Source organism: Bacillus sp. 0209A (assembly GCF_036765095.1).
Lineage (GTDB): Bacteria > Bacillota > Bacilli > Bacillales > Bacillaceae > Bacillus > Bacillus subtilis_G.
The window spans coordinates 137,947-154,932 of record NZ_JBAIZV010000006.1; the positions used below are offsets into that span (position 1 = coordinate 137,947).

Annotated in this window: 15 protein-coding genes; 11 read left to right on the top strand and 4 right to left on the bottom strand. The window is 43.8% G+C overall.

Annotated elements, in window-relative coordinates; translation table 11 throughout:
* Positions 1 to 280: 280 nt before the first annotated feature.
* A complete protein-coding gene (locus V6D44_RS18790) occupies positions 281 to 2,023 on the top strand; it encodes a diguanylate cyclase domain-containing protein (protein ID WP_087992456.1) in 1,743 nt (580 codons plus the stop codon).
* A 37-nt stretch (positions 2,024 to 2,060) separates the two neighbouring features.
* Here V6D44_RS18790 and V6D44_RS18795 read toward each other — a convergent pair whose 3' ends face one another.
* A complete protein-coding gene (locus tag V6D44_RS18795; RefSeq protein WP_087992455.1) occupies positions 2,061 to 2,552 on the bottom strand; it encodes a GAF domain-containing protein in 492 nt (163 codons plus the stop codon).
* Between the two features lie 126 nt (positions 2,553 to 2,678).
* Here V6D44_RS18795 and refZ point away from each other — a divergent pair, with 126 nt between their 5' ends.
* Complete coding sequence (gene refZ / locus V6D44_RS18800) at positions 2,679 to 3,302, top strand: transcriptional regulator RefZ (protein WP_003223478.1); 624 nt, start codon at positions 2,679 to 2,681, stop codon at positions 3,300 to 3,302.
* Here refZ and hisJ read toward each other — a convergent pair.
* Complete coding sequence (gene hisJ, locus V6D44_RS18805; protein WP_202326912.1) at positions 3,295 to 4,104, bottom strand: histidinol-phosphatase HisJ; 810 nt, start codon at positions 4,102 to 4,104, stop codon at positions 3,295 to 3,297. The genes refZ and hisJ overlap by 8 nt on opposite strands.
* Positions 4,105 to 4,300: 196 nt before the next feature.
* Here hisJ and ezrA point away from each other — a divergent pair, with 196 nt between their 5' ends.
* Positions 4,301 to 6,004, top strand: a complete 1,704-nt coding sequence (gene ezrA, locus V6D44_RS18810; RefSeq protein ID WP_087992453.1) for a septation ring formation regulator EzrA — start codon at positions 4,301 to 4,303, stop codon at positions 6,002 to 6,004.
* Between the two features lie 99 nt (positions 6,005 to 6,103).
* Here ezrA and brnQ read toward each other — a convergent pair whose 3' ends face one another.
* A complete protein-coding gene (gene brnQ, locus V6D44_RS18815) occupies positions 6,104 to 7,438 on the bottom strand; it encodes a branched-chain amino acid transport system II carrier protein (RefSeq protein ID WP_087992452.1) in 1,335 nt (444 codons plus the stop codon).
* Positions 7,439 to 7,639: 201 nt separating this feature from the next.
* Here brnQ and V6D44_RS18820 point away from each other — a divergent pair, with 201 nt between their 5' ends.
* From V6D44_RS18820 to V6D44_RS18840, 5 genes are all read left to right on the top strand, one after another.
* A complete protein-coding gene (locus V6D44_RS18820; RefSeq protein WP_202326914.1) occupies positions 7,640 to 8,785 on the top strand; it encodes a cysteine desulfurase family protein in 1,146 nt (381 codons plus the stop codon).
* A 3-nt stretch (positions 8,786 to 8,788) separates the two neighbouring features.
* Positions 8,789 to 9,994, top strand: coding sequence for a tRNA uracil 4-sulfurtransferase ThiI (gene thiI, locus V6D44_RS18825; RefSeq protein ID WP_202326916.1), 1,206 nt, complete (start codon positions 8,789 to 8,791; stop codon positions 9,992 to 9,994).
* A gap of 91 nt (positions 9,995 to 10,085) precedes the next feature.
* Positions 10,086 to 10,301 carry an alpha/beta-type small acid-soluble spore protein gene (locus V6D44_RS18830; protein ID WP_010329658.1) on the top strand — a complete coding sequence of 72 codons (216 nt, stop codon included), beginning with the start codon at positions 10,086 to 10,088 and terminating at the stop codon, positions 10,299 to 10,301.
* Positions 10,302 to 10,480: 179 nt separating this feature from the next.
* Positions 10,481 to 12,070: an acyl-CoA synthetase MbcS gene (gene mbcS, locus V6D44_RS18835; RefSeq protein WP_202326918.1), complete on the top strand. Its 1,590-nt coding sequence runs from the start codon at positions 10,481 to 10,483 to the stop codon at positions 12,068 to 12,070.
* A 20-nt stretch (positions 12,071 to 12,090) separates the two neighbouring features.
* Entirely contained in the window at positions 12,091 to 13,680 is a 1,590-nt protein-coding gene (locus V6D44_RS18840; RefSeq protein ID WP_202326919.1) for an amidohydrolase, read from the top strand.
* A gap of 33 nt (positions 13,681 to 13,713) precedes the next feature.
* On the opposite strand, the gene V6D44_RS18845 is transcribed toward V6D44_RS18840, so the two are convergent.
* Positions 13,714 to 14,517 carry an NAD kinase gene (locus tag V6D44_RS18845; protein ID WP_087992447.1) on the bottom strand — a complete coding sequence of 268 codons (804 nt, stop codon included), beginning with the start codon at positions 14,515 to 14,517 and terminating at the stop codon, positions 13,714 to 13,716.
* Positions 14,518 to 14,704: 187 nt separating this feature from the next.
* Here V6D44_RS18845 and sppA point away from each other — a divergent pair, with 187 nt between their 5' ends.
* From sppA to V6D44_RS18860, 3 genes are all read left to right on the top strand, one after another.
* Positions 14,705 to 15,712 carry a signal peptide peptidase SppA gene (sppA, locus tag V6D44_RS18850; protein WP_087992446.1) on the top strand — a complete coding sequence of 336 codons (1,008 nt, stop codon included), beginning with the start codon at positions 14,705 to 14,707 and terminating at the stop codon, positions 15,710 to 15,712.
* Positions 15,713 to 15,724: 12 nt separating this feature from the next.
* Positions 15,725 to 16,219: an RDD family protein gene (locus V6D44_RS18855; protein ID WP_087992445.1), complete on the top strand. Its 495-nt coding sequence runs from the start codon at positions 15,725 to 15,727 to the stop codon at positions 16,217 to 16,219.
* 74 nt (positions 16,220 to 16,293) lie between these two features.
* On the top strand, positions 16,294 to 16,974 hold the full coding sequence (locus V6D44_RS18860; protein ID WP_087992444.1) for a DUF2953 domain-containing protein: 681 nt from the start codon (positions 16,294 to 16,296) through the stop codon (positions 16,972 to 16,974).
* Positions 16,975 to 16,986: the final 12 nt, after the last annotated feature.

Below are 16,986 nucleotides of genomic sequence, written 5' to 3' on the forward strand. Positions count from 1 at the left end.
TTTGGTTTTATTTTTGTGGAAAATAAAAACCGTCTGCTCTATTCGACCATGTACATTTTGTTTTCATGTATCCTCGCTCCAGCAGCAGAGAGTTACACGATACACCTTATGAATAAGGAACAAAATGAAAACATAGAAGCTGAACAAAAAGGCTGCAATATTTCACACAAAGGTCATTATATAATTTATTTGATTTGAAGTCAACCATTCCTTCATTATTGCTTCGCCGTTTATGATATAATAAACAAAAATTAGTAGTAAACTTTCAGGTGATAAAAACATGGTAGAACAAACAAAAGAACAATTATCCGCCTTTCATTATCATATGCTCGATTTTTTATTAACCAAATCTGAAAAAGTCACTTTCACCGACTCTTTCATATGGCTGACTTCGGCTATTCAAACTTATTTTTCATCCCTATGTGTTTCGCTTACACCGACACCATCCGTTGGTTCTGCTTCAAAACAGGCGGATGACGAAGTTCGATTTTCCGCTTCGAAAATAAACGCCTCATCTTACCTGATTGAGGACATCGGCGGCAGGCGCTATCATCTGACATGCAGGCAGGATGTAGAGATACCTGAAGGGCTTCCCGACTTGGTTTCATCATTTTTAAACCAGTCAATGAAACAGGAAAAACTCTATATCAAAACGATCTATCAAAAAAAGATATACAAAATGACAGAGCTGTTCCATTCACTGCTTGATCAGACAGAAGTGCTGAAGCAGCTTTTAGAAAGCTTAACCGGCACGTTTTCTATGTTTGAGTTTTCTCTCTATATATCGCACGATCAAGATCAATGTTTAGGTGTTCCTGCAAAAGAGCTTTATATGGAAGGGGAAAAATCCGATTCCTTTGCTCTCAAAGTGTATTTATCCGGGGATATTTTGCGGAAAAATGAATCTGCCGCTTATATTCCGATCAAAGGACAGCAGGGAACGTACGGGGTGTTGAAGGCTGAAGGAACGGGCGGCAGTTTTCTTAATGACGCCTATCTTGATGAAATGTCGCTGATAGCAAACGCGGCGGGAAAAGCGTTTGAAAACGCTCAGCTCTATGAGCAATCCAAAGCAAGCATCGCAAATTTGGAATTGATTAATGAAACGTCACGCCGCCTGAATCAGCGGCTGACACTGGCCGATACGATGAATGACCTGGCTGTGAGAATGGCAGAATCGTTTCAGGCGGAAGAAGTGGGTTTCTTTCATATAGACCATTTTGAAAACCTGACATTGCTCCCCGGCAGCACAGCGTTTTTTAAGGAAGCGAAGCCGTCTGAATTTTTTAATGAAATGAAAGAAAAGCTGTATGAAGGGGAAATAGGAGTTTTCATCGGAAATGGTCAGTCTGTTTTCGGAAAGGCCGGCTACGGCTCGCTGATGGCTGTTCCGATGATTGAGAATGACAGGCTTCTAGGTTTCGCGGTTTTATTGAAAGAGGAAATGTACGCTTTTACATTTGAAATGTACAAGCTGTTTCAGGCGCTGATTCGTCACGCAACTCTGGCTGTAACCAACTCAATGCTCCGCGACCGCCTTGAGCATCTCGTCAAAACAGATCAGCTGACTGAGCTGTATTCGAGGGTTTATTTAGATGAAAAAATTCAATACAGTATGAAGATCCACCAAAAGGGTGTTTTTATACTTGTTGATATTGATAATTTCAAGAATGTAAATGATACGTACGGTCATCAGACTGGGGACGAGATTTTAATTCAAGTCGCTTCGGTTATTAAAAGCAACATCAGAAAGCATGATGTCGGCGCCCGCTGGGGAGGCGAGGAGCTGGCGATTTATTTGCCGAATGTGACGGTTGCGGCGGGGAAACGGATTACTGAGAGACTGGTTTATGCAGTCAGAAAAAATACGAAACCCGAGGTGACCATTTCATGCGGTATCTCCTGCTGGACGGCAAAAACAAGAAAGTCACTGAAAGAGCTTGTGCATCAGGCTGATGAAGCGCTCTACAGCGCGAAACGAAACGGAAAAAACCGCTTGATGATACACGAATCAATAAAATAACAAAAGCCCAAAACACTATGAGTTTTGGGCTTTTATATTACTGTGCTAACGCTTTTTCAAGCTTTTCGGCAAACTGTGATAAATACTTTTCGTCGATTTCGTCGAAACGGTTTTTCACTGGGCTGTCGATGTCCAAGACGCCGACAACTTTTCCGCCTACATGAATCGGAAGCACAATTTCTGATTGAGACGCCGCATCGCAGGCGATATGTCCCGGAAACGCGTTTACATCCTCTATACGCTCCACTTTTCCGTTTGCATAGGCTGTGCCGCAAACGCCTCTGCCGAAAGGAATCCGAACACATGCCGGCAGACCTTGGAACGGTCCTAACACAAGCTGTCCATCCTCTTCTTTGGCAAAATAGAAACCCGCCCAGTTGACTTCAGGCAGCGAATGATACAGAAGCGCTGAGGCATTCGCATAGTTTGCGATTTGATCTGTTTCGTCTTCGGTCATGGCTTCGAGCTGTTTTAGCAGAAGCTGATAGTCTTTTTCTTTATCTCCAGATTGTTTTTCGACATGGAACATGGAAAACCCTCACTTTTTCTATAATATAAAACAAAGTTCCGGCTTTTCTGCCGGCATTTGTCGATAAGTTCTTACAGGAACAGCGGCCTTCTGCTTGAATTGTATCAAGAGGAAGGAGTGAGCCGAATGAAAGTAAGCACCAAAGACAAAATTATTGAATCTGCTGTCATGCTCTTTAACCAAAAAGGGTTTTCTGGCACGTCTGTCCGTGAAATCGCAAAGTCAGCTGATGTAAATGTTGCGCACATCTCCTACTATTTTAAAGGCAAGGGAGGTTTGATGGAACACTTAGTTTCAGAGTTTTACGAAGGCTACAGTAAAACGCTTGAAACAGCGGCAGGCAATATCTCTTCTCAAAGCACGCAAGAACAGCTTCTTCAATTGGTTTTCGATATTTTATCCTATCAGCATAATCATCGTCAATTAACTCGTTTTGTCTACCGGGAAGTCACGATTGACTCCACGTTAATCAGAGAAATTATGTCGACATATCTAATGAAGGAAAAGTATATCTTCCAGCTGATCATTGAGGAAGGAGAAAAACAGCGTGAACATTTAACGCTGCCGCTGCCCCATTTTATTCTCCAATTAAAATCTCTCTTGATGATGCCCTATCTCCAGCCTCAATATATTTCAGAAGTGCTCTACATGCAGCCGCACGAGCCGTACTTTTATAAAATGTATTTTGAAGAAATCAAGATTTGGATCAGAAGCGTCTTCCGGACAGGGGACGTGGCGCTTATCAATTAGCCTGCTCCGCAAACGCCTCATATGCGTATCCGACATCTCCCGCTTGATGGGCATCAGACCCGAACACAAGCGGGATCTTCTTTTGCTTCGCTTCATTCATCATCCAATCCTCGAGATAAATGCCTCCTGCGTACGTTTTTCTTAAGCCGGAAGTATTGAAGTCGAGCTCCATTCCGTTTTCTGCAATGGCATCCAGACACTGAAAAACGATTCCGCGAATATGTTCAGACATGCTGTACGGAAACAGCTTGATGAATTTTTGGACGAGTGTGATGTGACCGACTCTTTTTGGCTTATAGCTGCCAAGAGATGATACAATGGAAGAATAGATGCTGCGGTAATACCGCTCGTATACTGCTTCGATGCTTCCGCAGGCTGAAATCAGCTCTTTAAAGGTATGCTCATCATAATCAAGGCACAGATAGGAAGAACCTGCGCGCAAAAAATGAACGGATATGATGCTGTCATCTAAATATGGCCCGTATGTGTCCAGTAATAATTTAATTTCATCTTCAAATTCAGCAATATAATCGACCTCAAGCCCCGTATGTATGGCAAGCTGCCCGCGATATTCTTTTTTTAATCCGGAAATGTCATCGATGTAGCGTTCCAAAGAGGCTTGCGCCATCGCGCTGTCTTTCTGCGGCGTCGGATCAGTAAAAGAGGGCGGCAATGGGGCGTGTTCGGTAAAAGTAATCGATTCAAAGCCTTTTTTTAAGGCTTCTTCTGCATATTGTCTGAGTGTGTTGTTTGAGCCGTGAGGGCAAAATGGTGTGTGAATATGCCCGTCTCGCTTTTGCATTGGCGTCACCCCGTGAAAAAATAGTAAAATCCTGCCGATTTTGCACAAAAAGTTTTTGAATTCTGGTCAAAAAATGTTGGTTACATGGTATCATAATAACAATGAAAACGACAGTTTTTCTCAATACATATCCTGAAATCTTTCTGAATAAATAAAACACCCTGACAGATTAAGGTTAACAGCAAGGGGGCTCATTATGGAGTTTGTCATTGGATTATTAATTGTACTGCTTGCCCTGTTTGCGGCAGGCTACTTTTTCAGGAAAAAAATCTACGCTGATATTGACCGGCTGGAATCGTGGAAGATTGAAATTCTGAACCGGTCGATTGTGGAAGAAATGTCCAAAATTAAACATTTAAAAATGACGGGTCAGACAGAAGAGTTCTTTGAAAAGTGGCGTGAAGAATGGGATGAGATTGTCACAGCTCACATGCCGAAAGTTGAAGAGCTCCTTTATGATGCTGAGGAAAATGCAGACAAATACCGATTTAAAAAGGCCAATCAAGTGCTCGTTCATATCGACGACCTGCTGACCGCGGCGGAATCAAATATTGAAAAGATTCTGCGGGAAATCAGCGACCTTGTCACAAGTGAGGAAAAGAGCCGCGAAGAGATTGAACAGGTGAGAGAGCGCTATTCAAAATCGCGAAAAAACCTGTTGGCTTACAGCCACCTTTACGGGGAGCTTTATGACAGTCTTGAAAAGGATCTTGACGAAATTTGGAGCGGAATCAAACAATATGAAGAAGAAACAGAAGGCGGAAACTATATTACCGCACGAAAAGTGCTGCTTGAGCAGGACCGCAATCTTGAACGGCTTCAGTCATATATAGATGACGTGCCGAAGCTGCTGGCTGACTGCAAGCAGACGGTGCCCGGCCAGATTGCAAAGCTCAAGGACGGCTATCGCGAAATGAAAGAGAAAGGGTATAAGCTTGAGCATATCCAGCTTGATAAGGAATTAGAAAATCTGTCAAATCAGTTGAAACGGGCGGAGCATGTCTTGATGACTGAGCTGGATATCGATGAAGCGTCCGCGATCCTGCAGCTCATAGACGAAAATATTCAATCTGTGTACCAGCAGCTGGAAGGTGAAGTCGATGCCGGCCAATCTGTGCTAAGCAAAATGCCTGAATTGATCATTGCTTATGACAAGCTGAAAGAGGATGAAGAGCATACAAAGGCGGAAACTGAGCTGGTGAAGGAAAGCTACAGACTGACAGCCGGCGAGCTCGGCAAACAGCAGGCTTTTGAAAAGCGCCTTGATGAAATTGGCAAGCTGCTCTCCTCGGTTAAAGATAAGCTCGATGCAGAGCATGTCGCCTACTCACTCTTAGTAGAAGAAGTTGCTTCAATAGAGAAGCAGATTGAAGAAGTGAAAAAAGAGCATGCTGAATACCGTGAAAAGCTGCAAGCGCTGAGAAAAGAAGAGCTTCAAGCGAGAGAGACGCTCAGCAATTTGAAAAAAACAATTTCTGAGACAGCAAGACTGCTGAAGACAAGCAATATTCCAGGCATTCCGAGTCATATTCAAGAAATGCTGGAAAACGCGCATCATCACATTCAAGAAACAGTCAACCAACTAAACGATCTTCCATTAAATATGGAAGAAGCCGGAGCCCATTTGAAGCAAGCAGAAGAGATCGTCAACAGGGCAAGCCGGGAATCAGAGGAACTTGTCGAGCAGGTCATCCTCATTGAAAAAATCATTCAGTTTGGAAACCGGTTCAGAAGCCAGAATCATATTTTATCTGAACAGCTGAAAGAAGCGGAAAGACGTTTTTATGAATTTGATTACAGTGAAGCGTATGAAATTGCAGCATCCGCGGTTGAAAAAGCGGCTCCGGGTGCTGTTCAAAAAATAGAATCACAAAAGATTAAAGAGCATCAATATCAATAAAGTGTATACAAAAGGCCGAAGCATAAGTGCTTGGCCTTTTGTATTGAGAATATAAAAAAGCCTTTTTGGATTTAGATCCAAAAAGGCTTTTCGTTTTCACTAGTTGATATCAGCTGGTTTTTTATTCGAACTGATAAGAGAAATGAGATAACCGGCAATGCCTCCAATGATAGCAGGGATGACCCAGCCGAATCCTAAGCTGTAAAGCGGCAGCGTATTGCTGAGAACTTTATTTAAAGAACCAAGCGGAATGCTTGCGGCATTCAGGCCGTCGATAATACTGAAAATACCAGTGGCGATTAAACAAAGAGTATATACTTCACGTCTGCCTTTAAATAATTTTTCAATAAACGAAAGCAAAATGATAACAATTGCTAATGGATAAATAGCTGATAAAATAGGAACTGAGAATAAAATGATATTTGACAGCCCAAAGTTAGAAATAATAAAGCTGAACACAGTGACAATTGATACAACTGTTTTATAAGATAAAGAAGGAATCAGCTTTGAGAAATAATTTCCGCATGAAGAGACAAGGCCGATGCTTGTTGTCAAGCACGCGAATAGGATAGCGACACCTAAAATGATATTTCCCAAAGACCCGAACAGGTGCTGCGATGATGCTGATAAAATTTTGCTTCCCGCACCAAGCAGACCGATAGATTCTGTGCTTGTTGCCCCTAAATATGCGAGTGAAACGTAAACAAGACCGAGTCCTGCTGCTGCAACAAGTCCCGCTTTAATACATACGGAAGCAACTGATTTACGATTGGTGATGCCTCTGTCCTTAACGGCATTAACAACGACAATTCCGAACACGATAGAAGCAAGTGCATCCATTGTTTTATAGCCTTCTAAAAATCCTTTAAACAATGATCCGGAAACATACGCTTCATGCGGTGACTGAATGTCCCCCATCGGCGTCACGATGCTTTTGATGACTAAAATAGCGATAACAGCAAGTAAAATAGGTGTTAATACCTTTCCGATCCGGTCAACAAGCTTTGTAGGGTTTAAAGCTAGGTAGTACGTAATAGCAAAGAAAATGAGCGTAAACAGAAGAAGTGTGAGCCATGACGGCATGCCGTCTACAAAAGGCACAGCCGCAATTTCATAAGAAACAGTGCCTGTTCGCGGAATCGCAAAAAGCGGTCCAATTGTTAAATAAAGAACAACTGTAAAAATAGTTCCAAAGACCGGATGTGCTTTATCAGCAAGGCCTTTGGCATCCGTACCTGTTAATGCAACAGCGACAACACCTAAAAGCGGCAGGCCGACACCCGTCACGAGAAATCCTGCCATCGCTTTCCAAACATTTTCGCCGGCCGCTTGTCCAAGTTCCGGCGGAAATATCATATTTCCTGCGCCAAAGAACAAAGCGAAGAGCATAAGCCCGATGGCGATCGTTTCCTTGGCTGATAGTGTTGATTTCATAACGTATAAATCCTCCTAATTTCACTATGGTAGAATATTCTGTCAATTAATTGTCAGATAATATGACGAAAGTAACAAATTTAATTATAGGTGAATGTATGAAGAAGTCAATAGTAATTTTATTTACTTTTTCAGCACTAATTTGTTATGGTAACATATAAAATTAGTTTTGTATCGCTTTCATATTAAAGGAGTAAAAAGATGTTATATTTAGACAATAGTTCAACGACTAAACCTTACGATGAAGTCTTGAATACATATGAACAAACAAGCAGACGATATTTTGGAAATCCTTCATCTTTGCACCGGTATGGAGCTGAAACGGAACAGCTGCTTCAGGCAGCTAAACATCAGATAAAAAGGGCCTTAGGTCTAAAGAATTATGATATTGTATTTGCGTCAGGCGCTACAGAAGCTAATAATTTGGCTTTAAAAGGAGCCGCTTTGTCAAAAATAAAAGCAGGCAAACATATCATTGCCACTTCTATCGAGCATCCGTCTGTGGGGGAATCGTTAGAACAGCTGACAGAGTTATTCGGGTTTGACGTCACTTATCTTTCGGTGAATGAAGACGGATTTGTTTCAATTGAAGAACTGAAACAAGCCATCCGCCCGGATACCGTGCTTGTCAGCATGATGCATGTGAACAATGAAGTCGGTTCCGTGCAGCCGATTGAAAAGGCGGGGGAAGTGCTGAAAGAGCACCCGAACATTTTGTTCCACGTCGATTATGTGCAGGGCATCTATAAAGTGCCTTTGGCTATTGAAAAGGCCGGCATTGATCTTTGTTCGATTTCCGGGCATAAATTTCACGGCCTGAAGGGGACAGGCGCGCTTATCGTAAAAGAAGGGACACGCCTTATTCCGTTGATAACGGGTGGCTCTCAGCAAAAAGGCATTCGGGCCGGGACGGAACATATTGCGGGTGCGGTTTCGCTTGCCAAAGCCATTAATCTTGCGGCTGCCGATTTTGAAACGCGGCTTGACACGATGGCTGCCGCAAAAGAATGGTTGATGAAAAAGCTGAGTGAAACTGAAGGCGTCGTTGTCAACACGCCGCAAATAGATAGTGCGCCGCACATTATTAATTTCTCGGTTCCTGGGATTAAAGCAGAGGTGCTTTTACACATGCTCGAGGAACAGGATATATTCGTCTCAACAACATCGGCCTGCTCAGCAAAAGAACATAAGCCCAGCAAAGTTCTCTTACAGATGGGCAAGGGAGAGCAAATTGCCGGAAGCAGCATCAGAATCAGCTTAAACTACAGCCAGACAAGCGATGTGGCAGAACCGTTTATGAACGCGCTTCGTCCCGGCATCAAAAAATTAAAGAAAATGATGAGGTAGAACATGAATTACGATCATATATTAATTCGTTTTGGGGAAATATCAACCAAAGGCAAAAACAGAAAAAGCTTTATTGAGCGCTTAAAGCAAAACGTCAGACTCGTTTTGAAAGACTATCCGAACTTAAAATACTTTTCCAATCGTGACCGCATGACGATTACATTAAATGGAGAAGATCCGGAGGCTCTTTTTCCTCTTTTAAAGCAGGTGTTTGGCATTCAAAGCTTCAGCCTGGCGATTAAGTGTGACAGCCGCCTTGATGATATTAAGGCAACTGCTCTCCATGCTATTAAGGATCAGTATCAGCCTGGTGATACGTTTAAAGTCGCGACGAAGAGAGCGTATAAACAATTTGAGTTAGATACAAACCAAATGAACGCTGAAATCGGCGGCCACATTTTGAGAAATACAGAAGGATTGACGGTCGATGTCCGCAACCCTGACATCCCGCTCAGAATCGAGATCAGAGAGGAAGCGACCTTTTTGACGATTCGCGATGAAAAAGGTGCAGGCGGCCTGCCAGTCGGTTCAGCAGGCAAAGCAATGCTGATGCTTTCCGGCGGTTTTGACAGTCCTGTGGCGGGTTTTTATGCGATGAAACGGGGACTGTCGGTAGAAGCTGTTCATTTCTTCAGCCCGCCATACACAAGCGAGCGCGCAAAACAAAAGGTAATGGATCTGGCAAAATGCCTGTCCCGCTTTGGAGGAAGCATGACGCTTCATATCGTTCCGTTTACAAAAACGCAAGAGCTCATCCAAAAACAAATTCCTGAGAACTACACAATGACGGCAACCCGCCGCCTCATGCTTCAAATTGCCGACAGAATCCGAGAAAAGAGAAACGGACTTGCCATCATTACAGGAGAAAGCCTCGGTCAGGTAGCGAGCCAAACGCTTGAAAGCATGTATGCGATAAACGCGGTGACATCAACACCGATTTTGCGTCCGTTGATCGGCATGGATAAAACAGACATCATCGAAAAATCACGGGAAATCGGCACATATGAGACAAGCATTCAGCCGTTTGAAGACTGCTGCACGATCTTTACGCCGCCAAGCCCGAAAACACGTCCTAAAAAAGAAAAAATTGAACACTATGAAAGCTTTGTTGATTTTGAGCCGTATATCCAAGAAGCGGTTGAAAACATTGAGACAATGACGCTGTATAGCGAACAAGAAGCAAACGATAAATTCGCGGAACTCTTTTAACCAGCTGCAGCTCCTGTCTGTAATTACCAAAGTTTTTCTGTATGAAGCCATGTGTTTTAACACATTCTATACTCACAAGGAGGTGAGACACATGGCACAAAACAGTCAAAACGGTAACAGCAGTAACCAACTCCTAGTACCAGGAGCTGCTCAAGCCATCGACCAAATGAAATTAGAAATCGCTTCTGAATTCGGTGTAAACCTTGGAGCAGACACAACTTCTCGCGCTAACGGTTCTGTTGGAGGAGAGATCACAAAACGTCTTGTTTCTTTTGCTCAACAAAACATGGGCGGAGGACAATTCTAATTTACAATTTCACATAATGGCTTAGGAGTGGGGGAAAACCCCACTCTTTTTCGTTTTTATATATATAAAAGGACCAGCGACCTATAAAAACATATGTTTATCGAGCTGGTTTTTAGGCAAATCCTTACGGGAAGAGCTTGTATTTATGTATAATGGGTGGAGAAAGTGAGGAGTTGTTCGTGTTAAAACGAGAAGATTTAATTGCCCCTATGCAATATAATTTAGTGAATGAAATGGAAAAGTTCAGTGCCGCTGGACAAAAAACCGCCCTTTTGTGGGAGGATGAGTCGGGCAAGCAAGAATCTTGGTCTTATGAAAAGCTGATGGAAGAAACAAATAAAATCGGAGCGGCTTTGGCTGACCTTGGATTTAACAAGGGAGACAAGCTGATTGTAATGGTTCCGCGGGTGCTTGAAGCCTATGCTGTTTATTTGGCTATCCTGAAATCAGGAATGGTTGTCATTCCATGCTCAGAAATGCTTCGTGCGAAGGATCTTGAATACCGGATTGAACATGCAGAAGTTAAAGGCGCCATCGTCTATTCTGCATTTATCGGCGCTTTCCGTGATGTCAGTACCGCTGACAAATTGATTAAGCTGTCTATTGGCGAAAACGATGCCGGCTGGAAAAATCTCTTATCGATTGAAGCGGACGGAAGCCAATTCCAAACAGCTGACACAACAAGAGAAGATATGGCTTTCTTATCTTACACATCCGGAACAACAGGTCAGCCTAAAGGTGTTGTACATACACACGGTTGGGCATTTGCTCATTTAAAAACATCTGCCGGCGCTTGGCTTGATATTTCTGAAAAGGATATCGTCTGGGCGACTGCTGCCCCTGGCTGGCAAAAGTGGGTGTGGAGCCCGTTTTTAGCGGTGCTTGGAAGCGGAGCAACGGGTTTTGTGTACCACGGCAGATTCAAAGCAGAAACATATCTAGAACTTTTAAGCCGCTACAAAATCAATGTCTTCTGCTGTACGCCGACGGAATACCGCTTAATGGCGAAGGTTGAAGGCTTGGACCGCTATGATCTTTCTGCCCTGCACAGCGCCGTTTCCGCAGGCGAACCGCTCAATCGTGAAGTCATTGATGTTTTCCAAAAGCACTTCGGCATTAAGGTGCGGGATGGATATGGCCAAACAGAAAGCACGCTTTTAGTCGGTGTCTTGAAAGGTATGGATATTAAACCGGGAAGCATGGGAAAACCGACACCGGGAAATCAAGTAGAAATCATTAATGAAGACGGTGAAATCTGCAAATCTGGTGAGGTTGGCGATATCGCTGTTCACCTCAGCACACCGGCGCTCTTTAAAGAATATTACAAAGATCCGGAAAGAATGAAAACACAAATACGCGGCGATTATTTCCTAACAGGAGACAGAGCCAAAAAAGATGAGGAAGGTTATTTCTGGTTTGAAAGCCGAAACGACGATATCATTATCAGCTCCGGCTACACGATCGGGCCCTTTGAAGTGGAAGACGCGCTCGTTAAGCACCCCGAAGTAAAAGAATGTGCTGTTGTCGCAAGCCCTGATGAAATCAGAGGTTCCATCGTTAAGGCATATGTTGTCCTGCAGAATCACGAAAAACGCAGTGATGAGCTTGTCAAAGTCCTGCAAAATCATGTGAAGACCATTACCGCTCCGTACAAATATCCTAGAGAAATTGAATTTGTGGAAAGCCTGCCGAAAACGGCTTCTGCAAAAATCAGACGAGTGGAATTAAGAAAACGTGAAGAACAGCTCAAAGCTAATAAAAAGGCGTAAAGAAAGAGAGTGGACGTGAAGTGAAGGCGATATGGCACGGCGGTTTCATTTATACGATGCTCGAAGAAGGCGATCGGACAGAGGCGGTTTATGTTGAGGATGGTGTCATAAAAGGCACCGGCAGCTATGAGCGCCTGAAGAAAAAATACGGGTCCCCGGACACAGAAGAAATCAGCCTGAACGGGGCAGTGATGTTTCCCGGATTTGTCGACAGCCATTTACACTTGATCGGCCACGGCGAGAAACAGCTTCAGCTCGATCTGTCTGCGCTGACGTCGAAAGAAGCTGTTTTACAGGCTGTCAAGGAAAGAGAGCGTCAGTATCCTGAAGGCGATTGGCTCGTTGGAGAAGGCTGGAATGAAAATCAATTTGAGACACCGGACTATTTGACCAAGCATGATCTTGATCGTTTATTTCCGGACAGGCCCGTCTTGCTTAAGCGGGTATGCCGGCATGCGATAACTGTTAATTCTGCGGCTCTTCAAGCGGCAGGGATTTCAAGAAACACCCCTGACCCTGACGGCGGAGTCATTGTAAAAGATGAAAATGGAGAGCCGACCGGGCTTCTGTTTGATAAGGCGCAGAATCTGATTCTGAAGGCTGTCCCGCCAGTCTCCCAGCACTATGTTGATGAGGCGCTCACAGCTGCGATAGAGGATTGCTGGACAAAAGGCCTGACGGGCGGACATTCGGAAGACTTGTCCTATTATGGTGATGTTTCGGTGCCGATGAAAGCTTATGAGAAAACTGCCGCTAGCGGAAAGTATCCGTTTCGCTGTCATTTGCTCGTTCATCATGAAGCGGTCGATCGATGGGAGCAGCTGGAGAAGCCGTCGGGCCCGTATGTGGAATTCGGTGCCATGAAAATATTTGCTGACGGGGCGCTTGGCGGGAGAACGGCTTTATTGAAAGAACCATATCACGACGATCCATCCACTAATGGTGTTCAGGTTCATGATGATGAAACCCTTGGCCGGCTTATTCGAAAAGCGAGAGAAAAAGGCATGGAGGTTGCCGTTCATGCGATCGGCGATCTTGCGTTTGAAAAAGTGCTGAACGCAATTGAAAAGCATCCGCCCCGAAGCGGCCGGCATGATCGGCTGATTCATGCTCAAGTGCTCAATGACGAATTAATTGAAAAAGCGGCACGCATGCCGATCGCAATTGATATTCAGCCTCATTTCGTCACCAGTGATTTTCCTTGGGTCATTGACCGTCTCGGAAAAGGCAGGGTGAAAACTGCCTTTGCATGGAAAACGCTGATGTCCAAAGGCATTTTATGCGCGGGCGGCTCAGACGCCCCGATTGAGCCTGCTGACCCGCTTCTTGGCATCCAGTCCGCGGTGCTCCGAAAAAGCACCCATGAACAGAACGGGCCAAGCTATAATGAAAACGAATGTTTGACGGTGTATGAAGCGATTGAGCTCTATACAGAAGGAAGCGCCGGGATCATTTATAAAGACAATTCACGCGGAAAAATTGCCGAGGGCTATGACGCGGATTTTACGGTTCTCAGCGATGATCCATTTGCAATTGACCCTGCACAGCTTCATCTTTTGGACATTAAAAAAACCGTGATCAACGGCCAGATTGTATATGAGAAGTCATAAAAGGACAGGCGGGCAGCCTGTCCTTTTCATTTTCTATAAAAAAGTACGCTTCACTTTCTCCCAAAATGAATTGTCCTTTAGTTTGACTGTTTTGATTTTTTTGTCAGACAGTTTGATTTCGATTGTTTTCACGTTTCTTGTACTGAGTGCTTCATTGTCCAAACCGATGATCGGGTGCTCATTGCCGTCTTGCATTACACGAAGGGTCAGCTTTCGGTCAGAGCTGAGGACAAATGGCGAGCCGAGTGTTCGATAGGTGTTATTGTTAAGGGATGCAAGCTCAGATACCTGTATGCATGGAAGCAGCGGGTCAACAACTGCTCCTGCGACAGACTTGTTATATGCGGTGCTGCCTGTCGGGGTTGAGATGATCATTCCGTCTCCTCTAAACGTTTCAAAGTGCAGATCATCAATCAGCACGTCCATCACAAAGGTTTTAATAATGCTTGAACGGATGGAAACCTCGTTTAAGCAGTGAAAAGGGCTGGCGTTATCCACTGTCACTTCAATCAGCGGATATTTTCTGACTTCTATTTGTTCAAACGTCATTGCATCGACCATTTTCCCTTGATCATCACTATGAAAGTCGCAATATAAATGAGCTTTCCCCTTTTTGGTAATGCCGACGTACAAGCAATCGTCACGGAAATTCGTTTTTCTGACTGCTTGCAAAAATGTGCCGTCTCCGCCAATGCTTGCGATAATATTGGCGTCTGAGGGCTGATTCACAACCGTAAATCCATGTTCTTCAGCCAATTGTGTTAACGTGCTGGCTTGTTCGTTTGTTTTCTGGTCCTGTTTGTGAAAAAAATAAACATTACGGCGTTGATCGGTCATATCCCATTTCCCCTTTAGCTGTCATATTTAAGTTTTTCTGTCATTTAGTATTTGTGATAAAATACCTTTGGCCATAAGTGTACCACGTTTGGCGGCAGCCCGTTAAGCCAGAGCTTTCTCATTAATTGAAACATTTTTGATATTGAATCGTATTATGAGAGAGTTTGGGAAAAAGGAGGAGAAAAAAATGAATGCAAAAAGATGGATCGCATTAGTGATTGCCCTGGGGATTTTCGGCGTTTCCATCATCGTCAGTATCTCAATGAGTTTCTTTGAAAGCGTCAAAAGCGCTCAAACGGATCTCTCATCACTGACGGATGAATCGCAGGAAAAGACGCTGGAAAACGGCAGTCTCTCAAGTAAAATTGCCGTATTGGAGGTCAGCGGCACCATTCAGGATAATGGGGATTCAAGCAGTCTGCTGGGATCAGGCGGATATAACCACAGAACGTTCTTAAAAAACCTTGAGCGTGCAAAAGATGACAAGACAGTTAAAGGCATCGTTCTGAAAGTGAATTCTCCGGGCGGCGGAGTATATGAAAGTGCTGAAATACATAAGAAGCTGGAAGAGATCAAGAAAGAAACAAAAAAACCGATTTACGTGTCAATGGGATCGATGGCAGCATCTGGCGGCTATTACATCTCGACGGCGGCTGATAAGATTTTTGCGACCCCGGAAACCTTAACTGGGTCACTCGGCGTCATTATGGAAAGTGTTAATTATTCAAAGCTTGCTGATAAGCTCGGAATTTCTTTTGAAACGATTAAGAGCGGGGCCCATAAGGATATTATGTCTCCTTCCCGTGAGATGACGAAAGAAGAAAAGAACATTATGCAATCTATGGTTGATAATTCATATGAAGGATTTGTTGATGTCATTTCTGAAGGCCGCGGCATGTCGAAAGCGGAGGTAAAGAAAATTGCGGACGGACGTGTGTATGACGGACGGCAGGCGAAAAAACTGAAGCTCGTTGATGAACTTGGTTTTTATGACGATACCATTTCAGCGATGAAAAAGGATCATAAGGATTTAAAAAACGCCTCTGTCATTTCTTACGAGGAAAGCTTAGGATTAGGCTCGCTGTTTTCCATGGGCGCCAACAAAATGTTTAAGAGTGAAATCGATTTTCTTAATATGAGAGAAATTCTTTCACAATCCGGTTCGCCGAGAATGATGTATCTCTATGCGAAGTAGGAGGGATCAATAATGGATGTGACATATGAAGAGTTTGAGCGCAATGACATCAAAGGCCCGCAAGAAGCGGAGCAGCTGACACATGCTTATGCGGGCTTTTGGGTTCGTTTCTGGGCTTTCCTGCTTGATTGGCTCGTTGTATGGGGATTAAACCATTTACTTGTTTCTCCCCTCTTTACCGTATTGGATCTGCCGAAAACATCCGGCATGTTTACCTTCTCGGCTTACAGTGTGACTACGCTTGTAGTGTTTCTTGCCTATTTTGCCCTGCTGACAAAGTTCTTCAGGCAGACGCTTGGAAAAATGGTGTTCGGCCTCAAAGTGGTTTCTGTGAAACCGGACCATAAGCTGACATGGAGTACAGTGATTTTTCGTGAAGTAGTCGGAAGGTATATTGATAAGATTTGGATTTTATATATCGTCGTTGCTTTTTCACCTACAAAACAGGGGATTCATGACTACATCGCGGACACGACTGTGGTGCATGAAAAACTATATCGCAAATAACCGATAAACCCGGACCTCGTCCGGGTTTATTTTTTTCTGGATTGGCGATAATGCTCCTAGAGGAAGTGAAGAATATGATATATGTGCTGACAGCCATTCTTATTCTTATAGGTATCGTGCTGCTTCTCAGAATGAAAGTACATGTTGCGGTCGAGTATCTTCATGCCGAGGATAACGACAAACTGACCTTGAAGATTACGACGCTGTTTGGCCTGATCCGGGTCAAAAAATCAATCCCGGCCATTAAGGTGAACAAAGCTGACGGAACAGTTGACATCAAACAAAAATCAAAATCCAAAGTGAAAGAAAGCAGCGGCAAGCAAAAAATCACATTTGATGATGTGCAGCAAAGTATCCATAAAATCGAAATGCTTCTGCACCAGGTCAAAAATTTACGGAAAATCAACGCGACTTTTCTGGCGCATTTACATATCACAAAACTCGAATGGGTTACAATCGTGGGAATTCATGACGCAGCAGTAACAGGCGTGTTAACAGGTGCTGTATGGGGTGTGAAAGGCGGTATCGCTGCGATGCTGTATGAGCATCTGGATTTTGTGGAGAAACCCGTCTATGAAGTGATTCCGTCGTTTCAAGTCCCTGTCTCCAAGACTCATTTTCAGTGTATATTCTTTTTTCGCTTTGGACATGCTATGCTTGCAGCTTTCAAATTCGTCAAATACGGACGGGAGTTATCCGCATTAAAGAAGAATCCGTCGTCTCGAATGACTTCAAAGAATGATTCATCAGTTTAAGGAGGAAGCGTA